The 24,883-nt window shown below is 51.1% G+C and carries 24 protein-coding genes; 13 read left to right on the top strand and 11 right to left on the bottom strand.

Annotation, left to right across the window (positions count from 1 at the left end; genetic code table 11):
• Positions 1 to 4: 4 nt before the first annotated feature.
• The 9 genes from HNV11_RS14490 to HNV11_RS14450 all read left to right on the top strand — a co-directional run bounded on the left by HNV11_RS14490 (position 5) and on the right by HNV11_RS14450 (position 9,864).
• Positions 5 to 556 carry a glycosyl-4,4'-diaponeurosporenoate acyltransferase CrtO family protein gene (locus HNV11_RS14490; RefSeq protein WP_171740345.1) on the top strand — a complete coding sequence of 184 codons (552 nt, stop codon included), beginning with the start codon at positions 5 to 7 and terminating at the stop codon, positions 554 to 556.
• Positions 557 to 703: 147 nt separating this feature from the next.
• Positions 704 to 2,761 carry a glycoside hydrolase family 127 protein gene (locus HNV11_RS14485; protein WP_240163443.1) on the top strand — a complete coding sequence of 686 codons (2,058 nt, stop codon included), beginning with the start codon at positions 704 to 706 and terminating at the stop codon, positions 2,759 to 2,761.
• A gap of 230 nt (positions 2,762 to 2,991) precedes the next feature.
• Positions 2,992 to 4,047, top strand: coding sequence for a DUF262 domain-containing protein (locus HNV11_RS14480; protein ID WP_171740344.1), 1,056 nt, complete (start codon positions 2,992 to 2,994; stop codon positions 4,045 to 4,047).
• A 1-nt stretch (position 4,048) separates the two neighbouring features.
• On the top strand, positions 4,049 to 4,672 hold the full coding sequence (locus HNV11_RS14475) for a hypothetical protein (RefSeq protein ID WP_171740343.1): 624 nt from the start codon (positions 4,049 to 4,051) through the stop codon (positions 4,670 to 4,672).
• A gap of 260 nt (positions 4,673 to 4,932) precedes the next feature.
• Positions 4,933 to 5,691: an HNH endonuclease gene (locus tag HNV11_RS14470; protein WP_171740342.1), complete on the top strand. Its 759-nt coding sequence runs from the start codon at positions 4,933 to 4,935 to the stop codon at positions 5,689 to 5,691.
• Between the two features lie 192 nt (positions 5,692 to 5,883).
• Positions 5,884 to 6,549, top strand: coding sequence for a TIR domain-containing protein (locus HNV11_RS14465; protein WP_171740341.1), 666 nt, complete (start codon positions 5,884 to 5,886; stop codon positions 6,547 to 6,549).
• 332 nt (positions 6,550 to 6,881) lie between these two features.
• Positions 6,882 to 8,084, top strand: coding sequence for a nucleoside hydrolase-like domain-containing protein (locus tag HNV11_RS14460; protein ID WP_240163441.1), 1,203 nt, complete (start codon positions 6,882 to 6,884; stop codon positions 8,082 to 8,084).
• 62 nt (positions 8,085 to 8,146) lie between these two features.
• Positions 8,147 to 8,716, top strand: coding sequence for a DUF4256 domain-containing protein (locus tag HNV11_RS14455; RefSeq protein WP_171740339.1), 570 nt, complete (start codon positions 8,147 to 8,149; stop codon positions 8,714 to 8,716).
• A 140-nt stretch (positions 8,717 to 8,856) separates the two neighbouring features.
• A complete protein-coding gene (locus HNV11_RS14450) occupies positions 8,857 to 9,864 on the top strand; it encodes a glycoside hydrolase family 43 protein (RefSeq protein WP_171740338.1) in 1,008 nt (335 codons plus the stop codon).
• 77 nt (positions 9,865 to 9,941) lie between these two features.
• Here HNV11_RS14450 and HNV11_RS14445 read toward each other — a convergent pair whose 3' ends face one another.
• The 3 genes from HNV11_RS14445 to HNV11_RS14435 are packed head-to-tail and all read right to left on the bottom strand — an operon-like array spanning position 9,942 to position 13,888.
• Entirely contained in the window at positions 9,942 to 12,068 is a 2,127-nt protein-coding gene (locus tag HNV11_RS14445) for a xanthine dehydrogenase family protein molybdopterin-binding subunit (RefSeq protein ID WP_171740337.1), read from the bottom strand.
• Between the two features lie 12 nt (positions 12,069 to 12,080).
• The gene (locus HNV11_RS14440; RefSeq protein WP_171740336.1) at positions 12,081 to 13,088 is read right to left on the bottom strand and encodes an FAD binding domain-containing protein; all 1,008 of its coding nucleotides are present in this window, start codon (positions 13,086 to 13,088) and stop codon (positions 12,081 to 12,083) included.
• 17 nt (positions 13,089 to 13,105) lie between these two features.
• On the bottom strand, positions 13,106 to 13,888 hold the full coding sequence (locus tag HNV11_RS14435; RefSeq protein ID WP_171742187.1) for a 2Fe-2S iron-sulfur cluster-binding protein: 783 nt from the start codon (positions 13,886 to 13,888) through the stop codon (positions 13,106 to 13,108).
• A gap of 207 nt (positions 13,889 to 14,095) precedes the next feature.
• Here HNV11_RS14435 and HNV11_RS14430 point away from each other — a divergent pair, with 207 nt between their 5' ends.
• Together HNV11_RS14430 and HNV11_RS14425 are read left to right on the top strand one after the other, a co-directional pair.
• Entirely contained in the window at positions 14,096 to 14,326 is a 231-nt protein-coding gene (locus HNV11_RS14430; RefSeq protein ID WP_171740335.1) for a hypothetical protein, read from the top strand.
• Positions 14,327 to 14,501: 175 nt separating this feature from the next.
• Positions 14,502 to 15,518 (top strand): SDR family oxidoreductase, encoded by a 1,017-nt coding sequence (locus tag HNV11_RS14425; RefSeq protein WP_317167998.1) that lies wholly within the window; start codon positions 14,502 to 14,504, stop codon positions 15,516 to 15,518.
• Between the two features lie 109 nt (positions 15,519 to 15,627).
• On the opposite strand, the gene bla is transcribed toward HNV11_RS14425, so the two are convergent.
• Both bla and HNV11_RS14415 read right to left on the bottom strand, forming a co-directional pair.
• Entirely contained in the window at positions 15,628 to 16,377 is a 750-nt protein-coding gene (gene bla, locus HNV11_RS14420) for a subclass B1 metallo-beta-lactamase (protein ID WP_171740334.1), read from the bottom strand.
• Between the two features lie 44 nt (positions 16,378 to 16,421).
• Positions 16,422 to 17,267, bottom strand: coding sequence for a 3-keto-disaccharide hydrolase (locus tag HNV11_RS14415; protein ID WP_171740333.1), 846 nt, complete (start codon positions 17,265 to 17,267; stop codon positions 16,422 to 16,424).
• Positions 17,268 to 17,530: 263 nt separating this feature from the next.
• Here HNV11_RS14415 and HNV11_RS14410 point away from each other — a divergent pair, with 263 nt between their 5' ends.
• Positions 17,531 to 17,983 carry an FKBP-type peptidyl-prolyl cis-trans isomerase gene (locus tag HNV11_RS14410; RefSeq protein ID WP_171740332.1) on the top strand — a complete coding sequence of 151 codons (453 nt, stop codon included), beginning with the start codon at positions 17,531 to 17,533 and terminating at the stop codon, positions 17,981 to 17,983.
• Positions 17,984 to 18,063: 80 nt separating this feature from the next.
• Here HNV11_RS14410 and HNV11_RS14405 read toward each other — a convergent pair whose 3' ends face one another.
• Positions 18,064 to 18,462, bottom strand: a complete 399-nt coding sequence (locus HNV11_RS14405) for a hypothetical protein (protein WP_171740331.1) — start codon at positions 18,460 to 18,462, stop codon at positions 18,064 to 18,066.
• Between the two features lie 213 nt (positions 18,463 to 18,675).
• Here HNV11_RS14405 and uvsE point away from each other — a divergent pair, with 213 nt between their 5' ends.
• Entirely contained in the window at positions 18,676 to 19,668 is a 993-nt protein-coding gene (gene uvsE, locus HNV11_RS14400) for a UV DNA damage repair endonuclease UvsE (RefSeq protein ID WP_171740330.1), read from the top strand.
• A gap of 145 nt (positions 19,669 to 19,813) precedes the next feature.
• Here uvsE and HNV11_RS14395 read toward each other — a convergent pair whose 3' ends face one another.
• The 5 genes from HNV11_RS14395 to HNV11_RS14375 form a co-directional block, all read right to left on the bottom strand.
• Positions 19,814 to 20,434, bottom strand: coding sequence for a T9SS type A sorting domain-containing protein (locus HNV11_RS14395; RefSeq protein WP_171740329.1), 621 nt, complete (start codon positions 20,432 to 20,434; stop codon positions 19,814 to 19,816).
• A 304-nt stretch (positions 20,435 to 20,738) separates the two neighbouring features.
• Positions 20,739 to 21,752 carry a bestrophin family protein gene (locus HNV11_RS14390; protein ID WP_171740328.1) on the bottom strand — a complete coding sequence of 338 codons (1,014 nt, stop codon included), beginning with the start codon at positions 21,750 to 21,752 and terminating at the stop codon, positions 20,739 to 20,741.
• Between the two features lie 162 nt (positions 21,753 to 21,914).
• Positions 21,915 to 22,958 carry an MlaD family protein gene (locus HNV11_RS14385; RefSeq protein ID WP_171740327.1) on the bottom strand — a complete coding sequence of 348 codons (1,044 nt, stop codon included), beginning with the start codon at positions 22,956 to 22,958 and terminating at the stop codon, positions 21,915 to 21,917.
• A gap of 86 nt (positions 22,959 to 23,044) precedes the next feature.
• Positions 23,045 to 23,797: an ABC transporter ATP-binding protein gene (locus HNV11_RS14380; RefSeq protein WP_171740326.1), complete on the bottom strand. Its 753-nt coding sequence runs from the start codon at positions 23,795 to 23,797 to the stop codon at positions 23,045 to 23,047.
• Positions 23,798 to 23,850: 53 nt separating this feature from the next.
• On the bottom strand, positions 23,851 to 24,666 hold the full coding sequence (locus HNV11_RS14375) for an MlaE family ABC transporter permease (RefSeq protein ID WP_171740325.1): 816 nt from the start codon (positions 24,664 to 24,666) through the stop codon (positions 23,851 to 23,853).
• Positions 24,667 to 24,883: the final 217 nt, after the last annotated feature.

Below are 24,883 nucleotides of genomic sequence, written 5' to 3'. Positions count from 1 at the left end.
GATAATGACTAAATATGTAGTGCTTCCTGCTGTTTTATTAGTCGCTGCGTTGACGATAGTGGCCGTAGCTATGTGGCGGGGTATGAACTCCTTTGTGTTTGCATGGATCTTGAATTTCATGCTCATGATGGTGGTGCTTTCCTTCACGCAGACCTTTAAGCCGCAATTGGCATCGACTTACTACAGACCCCAGCCCTGGGAAGCGGACGGAAAAGTTTATACATGGCTGGGCGTTAATGTGTATAGAAAGCTCCTGGTATGGGTCGGCTGGGAAAAGGCCAACAAAGCGACCAATCCCGTAAAAAAGAAGCTGGATGCGTTAACCCATTTGGAATATACGTCTCGCCAATCCGAATTCGGGCATTTGATTATCTTCTTCGCGGTATTAGCCGTCACTCTTCTGGTCGGTGTTACGTCTGGATTGTCTGAGACCGTTTGGCTGATTAGTTTGAATGTGCTGCTAAACCTATATCCAATTTTCGTACAGCGGTACAATCGCCCCCGATTGCTAAGGGCCATTCAACGAAGCTCGTCTACCGAAAAAATGCTGGCTTAATCGTTTGGTGGGTAACGTGCCATCTAAGTTGATTCCTTCTCACTATAACTAAGTGCATTCGATTCCCTCACTACGTAAAACATAGGGGCACAAGTCATTAAATATACGCTTCAGACTGCTTTCACTGGTAACCTGAACCGTGTTCTTATGGCTTCCCTTCGAAATTTCGGTATGCGCTTGTTGTGTCTGGGTATCGCGTTACAAATCAGTCTGTTGGCGCAGGTGACCGTTGCGCAGTCAGTACAGCGTACGCATATCATCCACCCGCTGAAGCTGGAGCAGGTAAAGGTGAACGACCTGTTCTGGAGTCCTAAGCTGAATGTCTGGGATTCAAAAACGGTGTATGACGTGTTCGACAAGCTGGAAGGTAAGTACGAACCTGACCGTAAAGACCTGATTGAAGAGAAAGCCAAGCTCGGCCGGACACGTAACGCCTTTCTGAACTTCGACCTCGTTGCGGAGGGCAAAAAAAACACGGGGCAGCACGACGGCCCGCCCTGGTACGATGGGCTGGTGTATGAAACCATCCGGGGAGCCGCCGACCTGCTGGCCGAATACCCCGACCCGAAGCTGGAACAGAAAATCGACAGCTACATCGACCGCATTGCCGCAACTCAGGCCGTTGATCCGGACGGTTATCTCAATACGTATACGACACTGGTAAAACCCGATCAGCGGTGGGGGACCAATGGCGGGGACGATAAGTGGCAGCATGATGTGTACAATGCCGGGATGCTGATTGAAGCGGCCGTGCATTATTACAAGGCGACGGGCAAGACGAAGCTGCTCGACGTAGCCACCAAATTCAGCAACTTCATGTACCGGGAAATGGGGCCATCGCCCAAAAAGAACGTTATTCCCGGACATGGCGGCCCCGAAGAAGCCATCCTGAAACTCTACTGGCTGTTCAGGGACGAGCCGGCTCTGAAAGCTAAAATGAGCGTACCGGTCAATGAGAATCAATATTACCAACTGGCCCGGTTCTGGATCGAAAATCGAGGTTATTACGGCGAAAAAGACGGTAGCCATGCCCGCAAGAGCGATGAGTCGTACAACCAGGACCACATGTCGGTCTTTCAACAGAAAACCATCGAGGGTCATGCCGTTCGGGCGACGCTGCTGGCAACGGGCGTAGCGGCTACGGCGCTGGAGAATCAGGACCCGCGTTACGTAAAAACGGCCAATGCGTACTGGGACAATATGATCGGCAAGCGGATGTTCATCACCGGTGGCGAAGGGGCCATTGCCGATGGCGAACGTTTTGGGAAAGATTTCTTCATGCCCGAATCAGCCTATCTGGAATCCTGCGCGGCCATCGGCTCGGCTTTTTTCAGCCAGCGAATGAATGAACTGCAAGCCGACGGCAAATATGTTGATGAGATGGAACGGGTGTTATACAACAACCTGCTGTCGAGCATTTCGCTCCAGGGTGATCATTACTTTTACGAGAACCCACTGGTGGCGACCGATCACAAACGCTGGGCCTGGCATAGCTGCCCCTGTTGTCCGCCAATGCTGCTGAAAATGGTATCGGCCCTGCCGGGTTTCATCTACGCGTACGACGACGATGCTGTTTACGTCAATCTGTTTATCGGCAGCGATGCGACGATCCCGCACAAAGGCAATAACGTAGCCATAAAGCAAATCACCCAATATCCCTGGAAAGGCGAATCAATCCTTGAGGTTGACCCGGCGACTACGAAGGTGTTTACCGTAAAGGTGCGAATACCGGGCTGGGCGCAGAGCAAAGAAAATCCCTACGGCCTGTACAGCTCGCAGGTGAGTGAGCCGGTGTCGCTCAAGGTGAATGGCAAACCTGTGGCGGTGCAGCCGCAGAACGGCTACGTAGCCATCCGCCGAACCTGGAAAAAAGGCGATCGCATCGAGCTAACCTTACCGATGCAGCCCCGCATTGTCTCGCCCAACGATTCGATTCAGACGATTAAAGGAAAGATAGCGCTGGCATCCGGCCCGATCGTCTACGGACTGGAAGGCATCGACAACCCCAGCCTGAACGACCTGACGCTCCCCGCCAACACCTCACTGATGCTAACTTATAAAGCTGACCTGCTGAACGGCGTCAACGTAATTACGGGACAGGCCACCGATAAAAATGCTAAGCCTGTATCCTTCACTGCCATACCGTTCTACACCTTCGGCAACCGGGGCGTTTACCCGTATAAGGTTTGGGTGGCAGCGAAGTGATTCACTATCAGGAAATTAATTAACTGCGTGTTGCTATCCTATTCGAAAAGTAGATGCCTTCTAAGAATAAACGAATATTCATTTAGTCACTTTGCTTGTAACGAATTATATTGCGTCAATACAGCTTATTTGGTTGTATTGACGCACCTGAGTTGCGTCTATTTATGAGTTAGCGGCAATCGTACTTTGAACAGTATAATAATTTACAGCGACTAATACATCGATAAAATATGAAAAATTTTGACAGTAGGACATATAGCATTAATGACTTCTTAGAGTGGTCAAACAATGGGCAACTTGAATTAAATCCAAAATTTCAAAGACGTTCGGTATGGACAGATACTGCTCGGTCTTATTTAATGGATACGATTGTTCGAGGCAAACCAATTCCCAAGGTTTTCATTAGACAAAAGCTTAATGTTCAAACAAGACAGTCAATAAGAGAGGTCGTTGATGGACAACAACGTCTAAGAACAATCCTCTCATATCTAAAGGATGGATTTATGATAAGCAAAAAACATCATCCAATATTTGGTGGGTTATATTTTTCTCAGTTAAACCAAGTCGATGAAAATATACAAGGAAGCATTTTAAATTACGAAATTTCAACTGACCTTTTAGTAAACATGCCTGACCCTGAAATATTAGATATTTTTGGACGGCTCAATTCTTATTCAGTAACTCTTAATGAACAAGAGAAAATTAATGCAAATCACTTTGGTCCGTTTAAAACTTTAGCTGATAGAGTAGCTCACACTTTTAATAGCTTTTGGTTGGACAATAAAATACTAGCCGACAAAGAAATACTAAGAATGGCAGATGTTAATCTTAGTGCTGATTTACTGATTGCAATGATAGAAGGCATTAAAAGTAAAAAACAAATTAAAGGGTTCTATGCTTCTTATGAAAGAGAATTTAATCATGACCCGGTTTTACTAGAAGAAAACTTCTCATCTACAATAGAAACAATCCAAGGTATTTTTACTAATGGATTAAAAGAAACAGAGTTTAGAAGAATACATATCTTCTATACACTTTTCACTGGAATATGTCATTTAAAATTTGGAATTCCTGGAATTGACAAACCGCAGAGGGAAATAACAGAAAACGATTTTGCAAGAGTTGAAAGCCGTCTCGATAATATTAATTCAATATTTGTAACTGAAGAAGGACAACAATTAACAGCAGAAGAACAAAGGTTCCTTGAAGATAGTCGAAGGGCAACTACAGATAAAGCTGTTCGGGAAAGGAGGACAAATTATTTGATTGATTTAATTCTTCAGTGAGATGCCCTTAATTGACTCTTTAAATACTTTTAGAGCTTCAGTTGCAGAAGCAAACGGATTTATAGCACTTGCATTTCAACAAGATGCTTCAGGCGCATATGTACTACCTCAAAATCAAAGAGATTTCATATCTGATTCTGCGTTTTTGAAGCTGTTTATTGCTTGGGAAACATTTCTTGAGCATAGCTTCATTAAGTATATGCTTGGAGAACCTTCAATCTTAGGAACAGTTATAGTTCGCTATGTGCAACCGATAGATGAACAGCATGCACATAAACTTCTAATTGGTACTCAGAAATATGTTGATTGGTCTAACCCAGATATTGTAAAAAGACTTTGTAACTTGTTTTTCGATAGAGCTAACCCATTCGACACATTCATTAGCTCAATGATGACAGACCTTTTTGATTTAAAAACAGTAAGAAACGCAGCAGCACATCTAACATCGACAACAAGACAACAGTTAGATTCAGTTGGCACAAGAAGATTAAGAAGACCCTGTGTAAATCTAAATGTTTCCGACTTCATTTTCGCAGTTGACCCCCTTTCTGCTACCGGTGACACTATTTTAACGACTTATCTAAACAAGTTAGATGTAGGTGCTGAGGGAATTTCAAATGCATAAAACGAAAGCCGCTAACATGGGGTTTTCTGCTATGCTGGCAGACGAATATATCTTCATCTGTTTGCATCTATCAGCAGTGGTTCGGGCTGGACGAATAAATCTCAACAAAAGAATATAACTTCAACTTCAGTTTTTCAATCGGCTTCAGTTCTGGGCTGGACGTTCCCTGAATACCAGCACAGCAGAAAGCCCTAGACGTTGGCTGCAAGCATTTCGAGCATATTTAATTTCGGAAGGAATTGGAAGTTATAGAGTGACACATGGCAATTACAGACAAAACACGAAAAACTCTTTGGGCTCGTTCAGGTAATCGATGTGCAATTTGCAGAAAAGAGTTGGTTGCAGAACGAAATGAACATGACAGAAACTTGAACATTGGTGACGAGTGTCATATTATCAGCGAGAAGCCAAATGGACCAAGATATACTTCGGATCACGCCAAAGACCACGATGATTATGGAAATTTAATCCTCCTTTGCAAAAATCATCACAAAACCATAGACGAGCTTTGGGAAACCTACACCGTTGATTTACTTAAAACTTTTAAAAATAATCACGAAAATTGGATCAGAACGGTAATTGATAATGCGGATAATAAGGCAAAAGCTAATGCACCAAGGTTTTTGAAAAGGCTTACAACGGGAAAGCAAATTGTTGACATAATAAGAGAAGTTCATGCTTACCAGTTTGATCACGATGAATTTAAATCACAAGAAGAAGCAGAGTTTGTTTCTAGTTTTCTTCAAAATCTTCATGACTGGGGTGAGGCTTCCAGCTTTGGCGATTTTGAAATAGGCAGGCAAGTTCAGCTTGGGTATGAGCTTAACAAAGAAATTGAAGAAATAGAACAAAAGGGCTTCTTTATTTTTGGAGAACGAAAAAGTTCCAAAATGACAAACGGAAACAAGGATGACCTTGGTGTGTGGGATATTTCAACTATTATTATTTTGCGCCAAGACAATCCCGCTATAATTAATGCAGAAAAAATAATAGCACAAAATCAAAATAGATTTAATTAAGTCGTGAGAGTTTGACGTCAATCCGCCTGCAGCCAACAGTGTGTTTATGAAATTGTGCGGAGGTTAAGCATTCAACTATAAAATCACTATTTTGCTTTTGTGGTTAATTGAAACGGACGTTTTTCAAATACCACAACTTCATAAACACGTTAACGTTAGCAGCAATTAGGACATAGACCAAAATACTTTAAAATGGACAAACCTTCCGTATTTATCGGTTCTTCAACAGAAGGACTAAAAATTGCAAAAACTATACAGCTTCTATTGGACAGAGTTTGTGAAGTGACGATTTGGAGCCAAGGCGTTTTTGGACTTAGCAAAGGTTATTTAGAAGAGTTAGTGTATTCATTAGAGAAATTTGATTTTGCAATTTTGGTTTTGACACCCGATGACATGACAATTTCCCGAGAAATGGAGTCAGAATCGCCGAGAGATAATGTGATATTTGAGTTAGGTCTTTTTGTTGGAGGCATTGGACGCAATAGAACTTACGTTGTGTATGACAGAACAAAAAAAATAAAAATCCCCTCTGATTTAGCAGGTATCTCAATGGCGAATTTTGAGTTACACTCTAACGGGAATTTAGAATCATCGCTAGGTGCTTGTTGTACCCGAATTGAAAATGAAATAGAAAAAAATGGCATTCGGGAAAATAAAAGATTTAATCAATTAGCTGACGCTACAAAAAATGTTGACAAAACAAACCAAAAATTCCAGACACTAATTAATCTAATGGCTCGTTCCAGAAAAGTTGAATTAGATGTTATTGCTAGTCAATTTGGAGAATTTATTAATACAGACCATCTTAAGGAAATAAAAAAAGACCTAGATGATTTGAGCAAAGCTGTAAATGAATAACTGCCGCTAAAGTGCATTGGCAATATGGCGGGGAGACAAATAAGTTATCAGAATATAATCGCTATTCGGCTTTAGTTCAAACAGACGGAACGCAGGTGGATAGCAATAGTAAACATTAAACGAAATACTTTTATTCAGCTGTGGTTCGGGGCTGGACGTTCAATGAATGTCACCACAGCAGCAAGCCCTGTCCGTTGTCCTATTTATTAACATTGGTGAAGTGGTTTACCAATAAAAATAGAATGCGTAAGCTGATATTAATTTTTTTGCTGTGTATCTATTCAACTGCATTGATCGCCCAACAGCCTGTGCCGGTTAAGCCACGTATATTGGTGAGTACGGATATTGGGGGAACCGATCCGGATGATAACCAGTCGATGGCGCATTTGCTGATGTACAGTGATCGGTTCAACCTAGAAGGGCTCGTTTCTTCACCGTCGTATGGCGAAGGCTCAAAAGCCGAAATCTTACGTCTGATTGACCTGTACGATAAAGACCTGCCTAAGCTCAAAAAGCATGTAAAGGACTTCCCTGCGCCGGATGCGTTACGGGCTGTCTGCAAACAAGGTCGGCATGGGGCGGCCCCTTACGTCGGGTACGCAACCGCCACCGAAGGGTCGAACTGGATTATTCAGTGTGCCCGGAAGGAAAGCAGCCAGCCGTTGTGGGTGCTGGTTTGGGGTGGCCTGGAGGACCTTGCCCAGGCCCTGCACGATGCACCGGAAATCCAGAAGAAAATTAAGGTGTACTGGATTGGCGGCCCAAACAAAAAATGGAGCGTCAACAGTTACGCCTATATCGCCGAACACTTCCCCGGCCTCTGGTTCATTGAAGCAAACGCTTCCTATTATGGCTTCTTTTCGAACAATGGGGTACCCGACAGCCTGCATACCAAACACTATTACGATCGATACATTCGCGAGGCCGGGTATTTAGGGAAAGATTTTAAAAATAATCGCTACAAAGGAGTTGTTAAGATGGGCGATACGCCTTCGCTGCTGTACATGATGGATGGCGACCCGAACAATCCCTTGCGCGAAAACTGGGGCGGCAGTTTTGAAACGTTTACGTCTAGTCCGCGAGTCGTTTATAACCGCAACACCACCCTCGCCGATACGGTACCCGTGTACTCGGTACTCGAATTACATGTTAAAGGTCCGAAGGTAAAAATACGTTCAGATTCGGCCTGCTTTACCATGACCGTGAAAGCAAAGATCGGCGAGCAGAAGTGGGATGGCTTTTACCTGGGCGACGGCAACTATGCTATCAGGTATGCACCCAAGCAAACCGAAACGCTGACGTACACCATTACGTCCGGTCTCCCCGGTTTTCAGGCGCAGCACGGGCAGTTTGTGGTAGATAACCGCTGGCCCGGCAAACCCCGATCTACGAACTATAAACTGGGTCCCAACTGGTACACAGACCGTAAAGACCCGGCCCTGTTCGACGGCATCTGGCAGGGCGCCCAAACCGTACTAAAATGGCGTAACGCGGTCTTATTCGATTGGGCGAAACGATGGGCCTGGCTTCAGTGAAAATAATGATTTACACCTTACGTGGTCTTTTACGCAGGACATCCTGAGCAAACTAACCTACCATGACAACGAGCAATAAAAAAGAACTGTCGCCCGAACAGCGGGACGAACTCCTGAGCGTACTGGAACTCCGTTTTGAGAAAAACAGGAATCGGCATCAGGGGCTTGCATGGGCCGACGTACAGGCAAAGCTGGAGGCTAACCCGGAGAAACTGTGGGTGCTGGATGAAATGGAGGTAACGGGTGGCGAACCGGATGTGGTTGGGTATGATGCAACGACGGGCGAATACATTTTTTACGATTGTTCGGCGGAAAGTCCAAAGAAGCGCCGGAGTGTTTGTTACGACCGGGCCGCCTGGGAATCCCGGAAGGAGCATAAGCCCGAAAATACCGCTGTGGACATGGCGGCAGAAATGGGGATTGAGCTGCTAACCGAAGAGCAATATCGGGAGCTGCAGCAACTGGGCAGGTTCGATACGAAAACGTCGAGTTGGGTACACACACCGGCTGAAATTAGAAAACTCGGCGGTGCCCTCTTTTGTGATCGTCGTTACGATACTGTCTTCGTGTACCACAACGGAGCCGAATCATATTATGCTGCCCGGGGCTTCCGTGGCTCGCTAAGGGTCTGAATACGTTGGGGCAATAGGCCAGTGGCTTCTATGCTGACAGGATGGGGTATAATCGTTGACGGCAATACTTTGTCTTTCGGGCTGCGAATCAGGATAAATAAAAGCGACTGCACCCCCAGCCGTTAAACCCTTGACGATTTATGAAACGTAACTGGTTGACTTTGGTATTCTGCCTGCTGGTTTCATTCGCCCTGAAGGCGCAGGAAAGCAGAATACGGGAGGTCAGAACGAATGTTCCTCTGGACTCGATTGTGTTGAGTGATCCGTTCATCCTGGCTGATCGTCAAACGAATCAATACTACATGACCGGTACCGGGGGACTGCTCTGGAAGAGTAAAGATCTCAAACTGTGGGATGGTCCCTACAAGGTAACCCAAACCGACCCGACTTCCTGGATGGGGCCTAATCCGATGATCTGGGCAGCCGAAATTCATCCTTACCGGAACAGGTACTACTATTTTGCCACCTTCACCAACCGGGCGGTCAGGATCGATACCGTGCAGGGCAGGCCGATTGAACGGCGGGCCTGCCACGTACTCGTCAGCGACAAACCCGATGGTCCGTATGTGCCCATGAGCGATCCAACGTATCTGCCCGCCGATATGCCTACCCTCGACGGAACCTTATGGGTCGACAAGAACGGCAAACCCTACATGGTTTACTGCTACGAATGGTTACAGAACCTAAACGGCACTATCGAAAAGATCGAATTGAAGCCGGATTTAAGTGGCTCGGTGGGCAAGGGTGAGGTGTTGTTTCGCGCCAGCGATTCGCCCTGGAGCCGCGAGAAAGACGAAAACGACAAAGACCGCCCCAATAAAGTCACGGACGGGCCGTATCTATTCCAGACCAAAACCGGCCGTTTGGGCATGATCTGGACCAGCTGGATTTACGATGTGTACACGCAGGGTGTCGCCTATTCAAAAAGCGGCACGCTGGATGGCCCCTGGGAGCAGGAGAAAGACCCCATTACGCCACTCAATTATGGGCATGGAATGTTGTTCCGCACGCTCGACGGCAAGCTGTTGATGTCCATTCATAGCCATAAAAGCGTAAAGGGGCGTTACGTCCGTGTCCCGCATTTGTTCGAAGCCGATTTGTCCGGAAACCGGCTGGTTGTCGGCAAACCCTACGTGCCAGCGAATTAACGTCAGGAAGCAGAAAATCCCCGGCGAATCCTAAATAGCAGGATTCGCCGGGGATTTTCATTGGTAAGGTGTAAGCGCTATAACAGCTTATCGGGCGTAATCGGTAGCTCGCGAATACGCTTGCCCGTAGCGTTGAAGATGGCGTTGGCTACGGCGGCTGCTACGCCCACAATCCCCACTTCGCCAAGTCCTTTTATGCCCAGCGTATTGACGTGCGGGTCCTCTTCCCGGATAAACATGGCGTCCAGATCGCCAATGTCCAGGTTGGACGGAACATGGTAGTCGGCCAGGGAGCGGGTGACGAAATTGCCCCAGCGCGGATCAACCACCGACTCTTCGGTCAGGGCCATGCCGATGCCCCAGACGTTGCCGCCGATGATCTGCGAGCGGGCGGTTTTAGGATTCAGAATGGTTCCCGCGCCCGTTACGGCCAGAAATCGCTTAACGCGTACCATGCCCGTTGATTTGTTGACGGCCACTTCCGCAAAATTGGCGTTGAAGCTGTGGGCCGAATACTGTTCCGCTTCTTCGGGTGGTTTACTGTCCACGCGGGTCTGAAATTCGGTCATCTTCTCCGTGCGCATCAACTGCGCGGCCGTTGGGGGTGCGAAAAACTGCTTGCCGGATTTGGCGACCAGTTCCTCCGTAATTTTCTGGCAGGCATCATTCACGGCATTGGCGTAGCTGGCGGCTCCCACCGAACCGACCGCACCCGCAGCCGGGGGCAGGTCTGAGTCGCCAAGCTTCACCTTTACGTTCGGAATGGGCAGTCCTAACGCGTCGGCGGCCGTTTGCGTCAGGATGGTGTAGGTACCCGTGCCCAGGTCCGCAGCGGCCAGCTCAACAGTCGCCGTTACGTCATTGCCGTTACGTTTCAATTTAACGATGGCCGACGTAGGGCGCTGGTGGGCGGGGTAGGTGCCCGCAGCAACGCCATAGCCAATCCAGTAATTACCCTGCTGGCTCTGGCGGGGTTCGGGTTTACGTTTGTCCCAACCAAAGGCTTTGGCACCCTCCCGTAAGCATTGTACCGTCGTGCGCGACGACCAGGGTTTGCCGTTCGACGGGTCGCGTTCGGGCTCGTTTTTTATCCGGAACTCAATCGGGTCCATCTTTAGCTTGTAGGCCAACTCGTCCATCGCCGATTCAAGGGCAAAACTACCCGTCGATTTACCGGGACCGCGCGTGTAGGTCGGCAGAATCAGGTTCATGGGCACCACCCGGTACGTAATGAGCGAGTTCGGCGCGTCGTACATGACTTTCGAACAGTCGCCACAGGGTTCGACAAACTCGTTATCGATGGCGCAGTGGGTCGTAATTTCATGCGCCAGCGCCGTCAGTTTACCGTCAGGCGTAGCGGCCAGACTCACTTTCTGAAGATTACGCTGCCGCAGGCCGACCGAGTTCACCATCTGCTGACGGGTCAGGGCCAGCTTCACCGGGCGGTTAACATGTCTGGCCGCTACAGCCGCCAGGGCCAGATTAGCCCACTGTCCACCTTTCGACCCGAAGCCGCCACCAATGTAGGGCGTAACGATACGTACCTGGTCAGGCTTTAGATTAAGCGTAGCCGCCGTTGCGTTCTGCGCCCCGTTCACAATCTGCGAGCTGTTATAGAGAGTTACCCGGTCGCCGTCCCATTCAGCAATAGTGGCGTGGGGTTCCAACGGATGATGGTGCTCAATGGGCGTTTCGTAGACCTCCTCCACTTTAATAGTGGCCTGATTCAGCGCGCCTTTGGCATCGCCCTTCTTCAGGTCGTCTCTCTCTTTGTCTTTCGGGGTACGGGCCTTGTCGGCGAGCTTCTCGAAATCGACTTTAGGGTCCCGCTTGTCGTAGGCGACGTTGACCAGCCGCGACGCGTAACGGGCCTGCTCATAGGTTTCGGCAATCACGATGCCGATGTGCTGCCCGAAGAACTCAATCTCCGGGCTTTGCAGCAGGGCACCTCCGCGCAGCCCGCCCTTTTCGTTCAGTTTCGGCGCGTTTTTATGTGTAATAATAGCCAGCACACCGGGCGCTTTTTCGGCCTCGGAGCTGTCGATGTCCGTAATTCGTCCGGCGGCAATGGTACTTTTAATCAGAATGGCGTAAGCCGGATTTTTCACCGGATGATCCATGGAATAGGCGGCTTTGCCAGTCACCTTGGCGATCCCGTCGATGCGGCTGATGGGGGAGCCGATGGCTTTATTTGTGTCCTGCATGGTTGGTTGACGTTACGCCTTGCCGCCGTTCATAGCCATCTGTAAGGCCAGAACGATGCTTCGGTTACCCAGTTCGACTTTAAACTTGTTATGCTCCAGCGGCTTTGCATCGGCCATTTCGGCGTCGGCAGCCTGTTTGAAGTTCTCCGTCGTAGCTTCTTTTCCAATTAGCATCTGCTCGGCTTTCAAGGCCCGCCAGGGTTTGTGCGCCACTCCACCCATCGCGATGCGGGCCTGCCTGATTGTATTTCCCTGGGTTTCTAACGCGGCTGCCACCGACACCAGCGCGAACGCATACGAAGCCCGATCCCGCACTTTGAGGTAATATGACTTGTCGGCAAACCTGTTTTGGGGCAGCTCAATGGCAGTAATCAGCTCACCATGCATCAGGTTCGTATCCTGCTCGGGTTTGTCGCCCGGCAACCGGTGGAAATCGGCAAACGGAATACTATGTTCCTGACCGGCTGCATTTCGTACCTTGACCACCGCATCCAGCGCGGCCAGCGCAACGGCCATATCCGATGGGTACACGGCTACGCATTTATCCGACCAGCCAAAGATGGCGTGCATCCGGTTGATGCCCTCCAGGGCCCCGCAGCCAGTGCCAGGTTCGCGTTTGTTGCAGGGCATAGCCACCTCATAAAAATACTGGCAGCGCGTCCGTTGCAGCAGGTTTCCGCCATTGGTCGCCATGTTCCGGATCTGCCCCGATGCTCCCGCCAGAATCGCCTGCGTCAGGAGAGGGTAGTTCTGGCGAATGAGGGGGTGGTTGGCTGCGTCGGTATTTCTGCCTAACCCACCCATCGAAATGCCGCCTTTATTGGTGCCAGCGGTGATGGTCTTGATGTCGGTCAGGCCCAGTTCAGAAATATCAATCAGGGCAGTAGGTCGCTCTACGTCCTCTTTCATGAGGTCCAGCAGATTCGTGCCGCCGGCGAGGAATCGGGCATTCGGATTACCACCCAGCAGTTTAATGGCAGCTAAAGGGTCTTTGGCCCGGGTGTAGGTGAACGGTCTCATTGCGTACGGCGTAAGGGTTAGGTGGTGAAGAGGAATTTCTGCTTAACGGGCTTTCCGCTATGGACTTCCTGAATGGCAGCGACGATGTTGGGATAGGCCCCGCAGCGGCATAGATTCCCCGACATCCGCTCCCGAATCTCCTCGTTCGATAACTGCACCGGACCCATTGGTTTGCGCACGTTCTCGGTTACGTAGCTTACGTGTCCTTTTCTGGCTTCATCCAGCATAGCCACCGCCGAGCAGATCTGACCGGGCGTACAGAAGCCGCACTGGAACCCATCGTGCTTGAGGAACGACTCCTGCATGGGGTGTAGCTTGCTGCCCTGCGAGAGCCCTTCGATTGTCTGTACGGTCTTGCCTTCGCAGCTCGCAGCTAAGGTCAGACAGGACAACACCCGGCGCCCATCGACGATAACCGTACAGGCTCCGCACTGACCGTGGTCGCAACCTTTCTTGGAACCAGTCAGTTCCAGCCGTTCGCGCAGCGTGTCGAGCAGGGTCATGCGGGAATCGACCGATAGTTTCTGGGCGGTACCGTTGACCCTGAACGCTACGTTTACGCCATTCTCCAGACTGGCCGGAGCCAGTTCCGCCGGTGGGAGGCTGGGCGGACGGGAGAGCAGCTGCTCGGCTACCGCCGACTGAGCAGCCAGGATGCCGCCCCCCGCCAGGGTTATCAGTTTAAGAAAATGACGTCGGTTTACGCCCGTATCCAGAATTTCATTAAGGTCTTCCGGCATCAGGTCAGCAAAGAGCTTCTTTTCGTCATCCGTCAATTCAGGTGATTCGTGTTCGTCCATCATGCAGTTCGTCGAATACGGGATTTATCGTGAAAAGGTAGGCTGGTGTAGCTGAGTAATGAATTTATGAAAAACAACGGATTGATAAGGGCTATTGTTCTGACGAATACCAGTAGGCTGGTAGACTAACAGGACGGAACTGACTTGCCAGCCATCAGCGGATAAAATATAGCGGGCGTTGACGGGAATTAGTTAACGCCCGCGCAGTTGGTCCAGCAGCTTGATGCCTGGAACCGGCACAATGCCGAGGAATCTGCCGCTCCTTACAGCGTTGCGACCCGTTTATACGTATTCCCCAATACGATTATCCGGCGGTTTGAGAACCGCCAGCAGCTTCAGCAGTATTACGCTCAGTTCTTTACGCAGCATCCGGCGGTTCACTGCTACATAGGTAGTCAGCTTGCCAGGATATTCATAGCTGACTCCAGTTACCCGTAGCGGGATGCCTTCGGGCTTCGTAACCTGTCTGCAGAACGCTCTGGCTACTGCTTATCCGGATTAAAAAATAAAGAATGCGGTAACCTTACCGTTAAAACACAGGTTACCTGCTATACTCGAATTATAGAGTATATCGTGTTTACAACAAGTATTTACTCAACGACAGAATACAACCATGATGAATGAGAATCAAGTAAGCAGACGCCAGGTTATTGGCGGGATTGGAAGCGGCCTGGCGGCTTCCGTAATGGTACCTCCGGTATTTGCCGCTTCGGAAACATCGGCACCTGGTTTCAATACGTCTGCTCCGGCACCGCTTGTCGATCCGACCACCAAATACCCCAGGCCTCCGTTCAATACGCCCATGCAGCCCTGGCCGGGTCTGGCCAGCAAAATGAATCCGCGGCCCGATCATGGTGAAACCAGCTATAAAGGCTCGGGTCGTTTGCAGGGACGGAAAGCGTTGATCACCGGGGGGGACTCGGGTATGGGTCGCGCTGCGGCCATTGCTTACGCCCGCGAAGGCGCCGACGTAGCCATCAACTACCTGCCCGCTGAAGAGCCCGATGCGAAAGAAGTAATTGATTTAATTAAGAAAGAAGGCCGGAAGGCAATTGCTATTCCCGGCGATATTCGGGACGAAGCCTTCTGCAAGCGACTGGTCGATGAAGCCGTAAAAGGATTGGGGGGGCTGGATATTCTGGTCAGCAACGCGGCCCGGCAACAGCAACGCGAGTCCATTCTGGACCTTACTTCGGAGGATTTCGACGCAACCATGAAGACGAATATTTACGCGCCGTTCTGGATCATAAAAGCCGCTCTGCCGCATATGCCACCCGGCTCCGCCATTATTGGGACAACCTCCGAGCAGGCCTATGATCCATCGCCCAACCTCTATGATTATGCCCAGACGAAAGCGGCTACGATGAATTTTGTTAAGTCGCTGGCTAAACAACTGGGGCCGAAAGGAATACGCGTGAACGGCGTCGCGCCGGGACCGATCTGGACGCCCTTACAGCCCAGCGGTGGTGCCACGGCGGAGAAACTGAAAACCTTCGGCGGAGATACCTCCCTGGGCCGCCCCGGTCAACCGGTGGAGCTGGCTTCGATTTACGTACAGCTGGCGGCCAGCGATGCCAGCTTTGCTACGGGTCAGGTGTATGGAGCCGCTGGAGGTAAGGGGCAGCCTTAGCCTAGGTGGCCTATGCCCTCCAGAAAAGCCGCGTTCAGTTCTGCTGACGCGGCTTTTTTTGTAGTATCCTGATCGTATGCCAACGGGGCTGGATGCTACAAAATGCCCATCAGCGTTTTGAGGCCGCGTGTTTTTCCAGCAACCGCAGGGTGTGTTCGAGCGCTTTGGTATCACTCCATTCCTCATGGCCGGGAATCACAAGCCTGGCTGTTCCGAATTGTTGCATGACCCGCCGGACAGAGTTGCCCCATTCGTTTAAATTCGCGTCGGCGACATTCCCCATGCCGAAAGCAGCCACACTCTTGACAAAACAGCCTCCGTGCAGAATCTGATGCCGGGGCAACCACACAACAATGTTGTCGCTGGTATGGCCTTCGCCCGGAAAATAGCAGCGAATTGGCTCCTGCCCAATGGTAAAGGTCGTATCAGCCGGTAGAATGCCTTCGGGCGCTTCGTAGCCCAGCTTAAGCGACTTTTGAGCCGTCAGGGGTGTACTGATGACCCGAACCCCCGCTTTGCGGAGCTCGCTGATGCCGCCCACCCGGTCTTCGTGAGCGTGGGTAACAATGCAAAGTCGGACGGGCTGGCGAAGACTATCGGCAACCCACCGCAGCAGTTGCCGAGTATTATCCGTATTGCCATCGCTGTCCCAGCCAGTGTCGACCAGGACGATTCCATCAGTCGTTTTGATTATCAATCCATTCGACGGAATCGCGTTGTTCAGGTAAATGCCGTAGGTCGTGTGGACGTAAACCCGGTCATTAAGTGGGGTAACCGTCAGTTTGGGCTTGGGCGACGATTGGGCCTGAACAAACCCGTGGAAAAGAAGGAAGAAACAGAGCGCTCTCAGGATAAGCATGCTTGACAAGTTTCGCGTGTTACGTTAGGATAAACCGGTACTGGCTACTGGAATAACCCGGCCGGGAGTTGCTTTATAGAACGGACCAGAATATTCCGGTAATATACTTCGGCCCCTTCCGACTGAATCTGAATTTTGCCCCTGGTAAGCGGCTGCATCTGTCCGTTGACCAGATGGCGGGTGTTCAGCAGCACCATGTTTACTTTCCCGTTCATGACGTGCAGACAGGTGTCGCCCACGCAGTACAGATCCACGGTATTCCACTGGCCGGAAGGCTTTTCGGCATCCGGACTTTTCAGGCACGATCGGCCATTAGGCGTCTTGTCCTGAAACGTAATCAGGGGACTGCCGGGTTGATATACGTATTTGCCCTTATCGTTTTTTCGGGCGGGGATGTCGGCCGCTACGTCCATAACGCCCCAATAGTCGCCACAGTCGCCTTCCTGAATCTGAAACTCAAACGATTCCATCCACAGCATGGGCGTACCGTGTTTGCCTACACTATGGTATAGAAGACCGCTATCCCGCGGCTGGCCGAGTTTGGGCGGCCATTGCTGCTGCCCCCATTTAAATTCCAGCCGCAGGTGATAGTTCTCAAAATCGGCCAGGGTATTGATACCCCCGAACGTTTCGCCCGAAATGCGCAGGGCGGGCTGACCATCGACCGTAACGACTGAAAAAACGTGATTCGGGTCGTTATTCAGGCCCAGCGGAGCCGCTTGCTGGCCCGGTTCGCTTTTGCTATACGGTCGGTCGAGATAGGTTTCCCAGCCGTTCAGGTTCTTTCCGTTGAAAAGGGACTGCCAGTCGGCCTGTTTGGGTGGAGACTGGGCCGAAAGGCGCGTGAGTGAAAGCAGAAGGATCGGGAGCGTAAGAAACAGGGATTGCATCGGGTAACGAGTTTAGCAGGAAAGGAATTGGAGCAGGAGGTTACTCCGCCTGCCTTCTGTTTCCATGCGGCAAGTTATCCAGGAAATACGGGCTGGCAAGCGCAGCGGGAAATATCGGCCGTAGTCTGGTAGTGCCCATACAGAATCAGCCACCGCGTGAACTTTTGGGCTGTGCAAGGAGTTGGTCAAAAATTAGCGTATAGCCCATGCCTTGCCATAACTTTCGGTAGGTTTGTGGCAGCGTTTACCAAACCAATAGAACTATGGCACAAGCTAAATCCGGTGATACCGTTCAGGTACATTATACCGGTACCCTGACTGATGGAACTGTATTCGACTCGTCGGCGGGCCGCACTCCGCTGGAGTTTACAGTGGGTAGTGGACAGGTGATCAAAGGGTTCGACGAGGGCGTTGAGGGTATGAATCAGGGTGAGAAGAAAACCATCAACATTCCCGTTGAAGATGCTTACGGTCCGGCCAACGAAGAGATGATCTTCACGCTGAATCGCTCGGATATTCCAGCCGATATTCCGCTTGAGGTGGGCATGACGCTTAATATGCACGAAGATGGCAATCCCCGGCCTATTCCCGTGATTGTGCGCGACCTGACCGAAACGAACGTTACGCTCGATGCCAACCACCCCCTGGCCGGTCAGGATCTGACCTTTGAGGTTGAACTGGTTGGTGTGAAATCGCCGTCGGGATTGATTCTGTAAAAAATGTACCCCGCAAACGAGGTGTGAGTGCTTTCTGACAGCAGCTCACACCTCGTTTGGTTTTAAGGGTCGGCCAGAGACTAGTCCTCCGAAACCAGAAGCTCGCCCAGTTCGCGCAGGGCGGTTTCAATTCCCCGCAGATTGGCGCGGGCAACGTAAGACGCCAGTGCCACCGTGATGGCGCCAATGTTTAGGGCGATGGTCAGGTTACGGGTGTGCTTCAGGCTGGCCTGAGCTACATGCGTGGCCTCCCGAATGGCAGCGGCCATATCGGCGGCTTTATCGAAAGCCGGTCGGACGGTCAGCGTCTGGATGTCCTGCGCCCGGTTGAGCAGGCTGTTCTGATAGGCGTTCAGGTCCAGGTGCTGTTCGTGCGTCAGCTCCGGCCAGCGCCTTACCTGAAGCTCGTTCAGGGCGCGGGCCATATTCCGGTAGCCGTTTGCAATGCCGACGATGTGCTCAGGGGTAAAATCTTCCATACACGGGTTTCCAAGTGCTGCGGGCAGTCCGGCTACCCTGGCCTAGCCATAAAACGTTACTGATTAACTGGGTTTAATCTTCGAAAATGCCACAAAAAACCGGGCTGTAACGGGAAGATAAGCCACCAACGGCGATTGTCACCGAAATTGGCTCACTTTTGAACGAACGGTCAGAAAAAGAAACCGGAAGGGTCATAATCCGGTTAAAACAACATGGATTTGACACCGCTTAACGTTGGGTACGCCTGCATCAACCTGAATCTTCAGGCCGATAAAATCATGACGAACCGGGGAATGATCAAAAAGACATTCACCGAGAAAGGCGTCGTCTATGCGTCGGCCCTGGCGCTCAAAAATATACAGGACCTGCTGAAGATCGTGGACTGGAATCTGGCGCACGGATTCCGGCTGTTCCGTATGTCGTCGGACCTGTTTCCGTGGGCCTCGGAGTACCGCATTGCCAGCCTGCCAGACTTTGTGGAAATCCGGGCAACGCTTGAAGAAATTGGCAGCCGACCCATCCGGATAACGACCCACCCCGGCCCCTTCAATCACCTGGCCGGGCAGGGCAAGGTGCTGGACAACACCATCACCGATCTGGAGTATCACTCTGAGGTGTTCGATCTGATGGGGCTGACGCCTTCGCACTGGAACAAAATCAACATCCACCTCGGCGGAACCTACGGCGACAAACCGGGAACGATTGCCCGCTTCTGTAAGAATTTTTCGCGGCTGTCCGAGAACCTGCGCGCCCGCCTGACGGTCGAGAACGACGACCGGCCGAGTCTGTATAGCGTGGCCGATCTGGTGCCGGTTCACGAAACCATTGGTACGCCCGTCGTATTCGATTACTTTCATTATTCACTGCACCCCGACGGACTAACCGAAGAAGAAGCGTTCCTGATGGCGGTCAACACCTGGGATGTCCGGCCGGTGGTTCACTACTCCGATTCGCGGCAGGCGTATGAAGACCCCAAGGCCCGGCGTGAAGCCCATGCCGACTGGCTCTACTCGATGCCGAATACGTACGGAAAAGATATCGACATCGTCTTTGAATCCAAAATGAAAGAGCTGGCCATTATGCGGCTGCGGGGCGAGGAACCCGAGATTACGCCGAAGCTGGCTAAGCTGATGAACCAGCAGAAGAAGCAGGACCCTGAGAACCCACCGGCGGAGGTTGTTGCGCCGGGCGAGGTGGCCTTATAGGCGGTTGAGTATCCCGTAAAAAAGAACCCGCTGCCTTCGGGTGAAAGCAGCGGGCTGGAAGTTGGGATCAGCAACCAGACTTGTCCGAAAAGTCTGGCTGCCTGTTGGGTGAAGCGTAATGCACTAAATCAAACTGATCGGATGCTTACCGGCGAACGTTAATCCGCGACGAAAAGCGCTTCTGTTCAGGGCCAACCACGAAGGTATAAGAACCTTCGGGCAGCGACGACAGATCAAACCGGCGAACTGAGCTGCTGATTGGCTCAGAGTATACCATTACGTTACGATCATCGTAGATGGCTACGCTGGCGTCCGAAATATTCGTGGCGGGCAGCGTCACTTCTACTTTGTTTTTCTCGTAGGCCGTCACCGTCGGCTGGGTCAGTTGCTGCAGGTTACGCTCATCAACCGTCAGCGTATTGTTCCGGATGCTCAGACCCTGCGACATCCACCAGTCGGTGCTGCTGGCAGTCAGATAATACTGACCGTCGGGCAGGTTAGCCAGGTTGAACGACGTTACGTGCTGCTTGGCAGCCGGTACGCTTCCCCGGTACAATACGGTACCAGCGGCATCAATGAGCACAACTTCAACCGGAGCACCCGATGGAGCCACGTTGGTTGGCGTATATAAGCGAACTTTTTTGCTTTCGGACTTCTCAACTTTCACCCCACTCACTCCCGAACCATTGTCGGCTTTGGCATCTCCCATGCCTGCCAGACTCCATACTGACAGCAGTACAGCAATTGATAAACGGAACTGTTTCATTGGATTGAAATTTATGTTTTACCGTGACAAAGGTGTGGGGCAAAGGGCTTCCCATGCAATAGGAAGGGGGGTGTCCGTCAGGGAATTAAGAAAAGTTCATCTAAAAAGACAATTCATTATCAGCATAATGCGTCATTTGTTGAAAAAGTACAAAAAGTCCCTATTAAGTCTTTATGATTTGTATTTTTCTAATAATTAGAACTTGTAGGATTATTAATATGTAGACGCAAACTTTCTATCCTCAAAATGCAATTTGAGAATTCAGGGCATTTTTGCCTGCCTGGAAAATGCTCCCCTTAGGAGGTTACATCAGGATATTCTCGATGGCCTGTACGCGTTTGGGGAGCTCGGTTTCGCCAAGCATATCGCGCAGATCAATCTCAATGTTGCGGCAGATGGCCGTCATGGGAACATCGTTGATGCTGTTCTCAAACGGATTTTCGCTGGTATCGCCCACAATCTCCATGGTGTTGAACACCCAGGCAATGATCGTATAGAACGGGATCGTGAGCCAGACGTGCCAGCCACTGGCTTTGACCATCTCGCTCAGCAGGCCATAGGGGAGGACCAGAATAAACAGCCAGGTGAAGACATAGCTAAAAAAAGCGTACTGGCGGGGGAAAGGAAACGATTTGATCCGTTCGCAGGCTCCCTGCTGGTTATAGAATTCCACCAGCATCCGCTCCAGATCGACGTGGTAGTATTCGCTCAGCAGGTTGTCTTCCCGCAGTTGCCGGAGCTGCGCCGACTGCTGGCGCATGAGTATCGTTGCCGGGTTCGGGTGTTTCAGCAGGTTATCAATTTCGGAAGTGGACAGGAACCGGCTCAGTTCTTTATCCAGACTGCATTGCCGGAAAGCCGCAATGCGCTCAACCACATCGTGGGCGGGGTTATGGTGCAGCTCCCAAACGGGCTTCTGACGTAGCTGTACCCGGACGGCGGTTATATAGGCCAGATGGCGATAGATTAGCTGTTTCTGAATGGCACGCACGTCGGCTTCCGGAATAGTTGCAGCGGTCTGCTGGCTGTTGAGGTAGTCGAGTACCATGATCCCCCATGAGCGACTGGCGTTGGTGATACTGCCCCAGATACGGCGGGCTTCCCAGAGCCGGTCATACGAGGAGTTGTTCTTGAAGCCAACGTAAAAGGCAACGGCCGTGCCGATGGTAGCAATGGGCACAAAGGGAATGGCCAGGAATGTGCAGCCGCCAAACGTATAGAACAGGCAGATGAGCGTTGAATAGGCCAGGAAAAGCAGGACGGCACGCCAGACAAACGGAAATACGACAGAAAATGGAACGCGCTTGGTTGTGAACATAGCAGAAGCTGGTTGTTGAAGCTGATAATAACCGTATGGCGGTTAAAACTCGCAAATTATCAGGTAATTACCAGACAGAAGCTCCACTACCAATGGTTGAAACAGATACGGGGCGCAGTATACACTGCGCCCCGTATGGATGATCTGTATTTGCTGGCCTAATCAGGGCGATGGGGGCGTTTGTACATTTGCCGCGGCAGTGCTGTCGGCTTTGCGTTTAGCTTCTTCTTTAGCCCGCTTCTTGAAAAAGCCCCGAAGCAGGAAGTTGCTCTGGGCGGCTTTAAGGTCTTCGTTGAGCAGGGCCGTGCCCGTGTTCAGGTTACGTAATGTAGTACGCAGGTTGCTGGCCGTTTCCTGATCGGTAAGTAGCACCCCGAGCGGGCTATTGGTATTGTTCAGCTTTTCAGAAGCCCGGTTCACGTTCTGGGAAGTCTGGTTCAGATTATTGACGGCCTGATCGGCGGAGGTGGCCACGCTTTCGAGCCGGGCAGCCGAGCGGCTCAACCGCCGGAATACGGTCGTGTCCGACACCAGTTCGTTCGCCAGCGTTCCTTTGTTGTTCAGCCGGGCAGCATACCGCGACACCGAGCCGGTTACCTGCGCCGTGTTCTGCGAGGCCCGTTCCAGATTCTGCATGGCTCGTTTAAAGTTATTGGCCACCATCGAATCAGTCAGCACTGCGCCCACAGTGCCCTTGCCCCGCTTCAGATTACCAACCAGTTCTTTGAAGTCGTTCGTGACGCGAAGCAGGTTATTGTTATTTTCCTGCAGGGTTTCCATGATCTGATCAGAACTTAGGGCCTCCTGGGTTTTCAGCCGGTCGCCTTCTTCAATTTCGGGGTGGCTGATTGTGCCGCCCGTAATGACGACGATTTTATTGCCGATCAGACCATCCGAGCCAATACTGGCCGTTGCGTCTTTGCGGATATACTGCTGCGAGCTTTCTTCAATGTTCATGTCAACCTCTACCTGCGCGTTGCCGAAGAAGCTGATGCGCTTGACAGTGCCGATTTTGACGCCTGAAAACCAGACGTTGTTACCGGCTTTCAGGCCGCCAACGTCGTTGAAAACGGCAATCACCCGGATGCTCTTGGTAAAGCGTTTCTGCTGTCCGCCCAGGACAAACACACCCGCTACAAAAATAAGGAGGCCTACCAGGACGAAGACCCCAACGATAACGGAACGCTTGTTCGATTCAGTACTCATGGATTTATGCGTGGTGGTTGAGTAAGTGTAGTAGCTAAACTATTTGCAGGGCGCGAATTGTTTAAGCGCCTGCTATACGGTCCTGCCTACGTCACAAAGTTGTAGTTGTAAAACTGTTGTACCCGCTCGTCGGGGTCGGCAAACACTTCATCGAAGGTGCCCACCCGTTCAAACTTACCATCAAGCAGCATCGCTACGCGGTCGCCGGTGGTTTTAGCGCAGGTGAGGTCGTGGGTGATGATAATGGAGGTGGCTTTGTAGCGTTCCCGAACTTCGTTGATCAGGTTATTGATCTCAATACTGGTGATGGGGTCCAGTCCCGCCGTGGGTTCGTCATAGAGCATGACCTCTGGTTTCAGAATCAGCGTTCGGGCAATGCCTATCCGTTTCCGCTGCCCGCCCGACAGTTCCGACGGCATCTGATTAATCGTCTGCGACAGACCTACGTCGTCCAGAGCTTCTTCAACGGCCCGATCAATCTCGGCCCGCGTCAGATTCCGGATGTTCCGAACCAGCGGAAATTCCAGATTTTCGCGGATGCTCATGCTGTCGTAGAGGGCGCTGTTCTGAAACGAAAAGCCGACTTTCTGGCGAAACTGGTCCAGCTCCCGGCCCCGCAGCTGTTCAACGTCCTGCCCCAGTACCCGGATATGTCCGGCGTCGGGTTTGAGCAGCCCCACGAGAATTTTAATCAGTACCGATTTGCCCGTGCCCGATCGGCCAAGAACGACCACGTTTTCGCTCCGGTTTACGTCCAGGTCAACCCCACGCAGTACGTGCAGATCACCGAAGGACTTACGCAGCCCCCGAATTGTGATAACGAGCTCCGAATTATTCATTACTTCGTTAAGTTAATGTTTGCTATCGGGCCAGCCGCCCGCAGTGACTCGCGTTAGGCACCTCGAATGGCCCCCACAATCTGAAGCGAGAGCAATTCCTCAATAAATACCAGAAACATCGACGTAACAACCGCCGAGTTGGCCGCCTTGCCAACGCCTTCGGTGCCCTTCGATGAGTGAAATCCTTTATAGCACCCGACCATGCCGATCGTAAAACCAAATACAATTGATTTGAGGACGGAGGCAAAAATGTCCAGGTACGTAATTGCGCCGAACACCTCCTGTATATACGACGTAAAACTGGTCTGCTCGTTCTGGCTGACATTAATGTAGGCACCGATCAGGGCTACAAAAATAGTGTACATCGTCAGCAGCGGGATCGTAAACGAGGTTGCCAGCACGCGGCTCACCACCAGAAACTTGAACGGGTCGGTGCCCGATACTTCCATGGCGTCGATCTGCTCGGTGACGTTCATTGAGCCAAGTTCGGCACCAATGCTGGACCCCACTTTACCAGCCGCGATCAGGGCGGTCACCAGCGGCCCGAGCGCCCGCACAATGGCGATGGCAATCAGCGACGGCAGCCACGACGTAGCGCCGAACTCCGCCAGCGACGGCCGCGACTGGTTGGTAAACACAATGCCGGTAATGAAGCCCGTCATGGTAATCAGCAGCAGCGACCGGTAACCTACCTCATAGCACTGCCGGATAATCTCCCTGAACTCGTAGGGAGGTAGAAAAAGCTCCCGGAAGAAGCGGGCAATGAAGCTCGCTACGTCGGATAAGTTGAGAAAGAACCGGTTGATTCGCCGGGTGGTAACGGGTTTGCCAGAGGCTGTGCCGGTGGATTGAGTAGTATCTGACTGCATTCAATAACGTGATGTAGTGCCGGCCGAACTAATTTCAGTTCGATGTATGCTAATAACTGATTTGTTGAGCCGGGGTTTATTTTTGGCCAAAAGTCGTGCTTCGCTCATGGTTATGCCCGCAGAATGTGTGCCAAAGTTCGTATTAAAAAACGAGGTCAGTCTGATTGGTTAACCCAGGGGATTCCAATCAGACTGACCTCGTTAACAGATGCCAGGT

It is taken from the genome of Spirosoma taeanense, from assembly GCF_013127955.1.
In the GTDB taxonomy this organism is placed as follows: Bacteria; Bacteroidota; Bacteroidia; order Cytophagales; family Spirosomataceae; genus Spirosoma; species Spirosoma taeanense.
The sequence above is the reverse complement of the archived record's forward strand: the minus strand, read 5'-3'. Positions and strand labels throughout refer to the sequence as shown.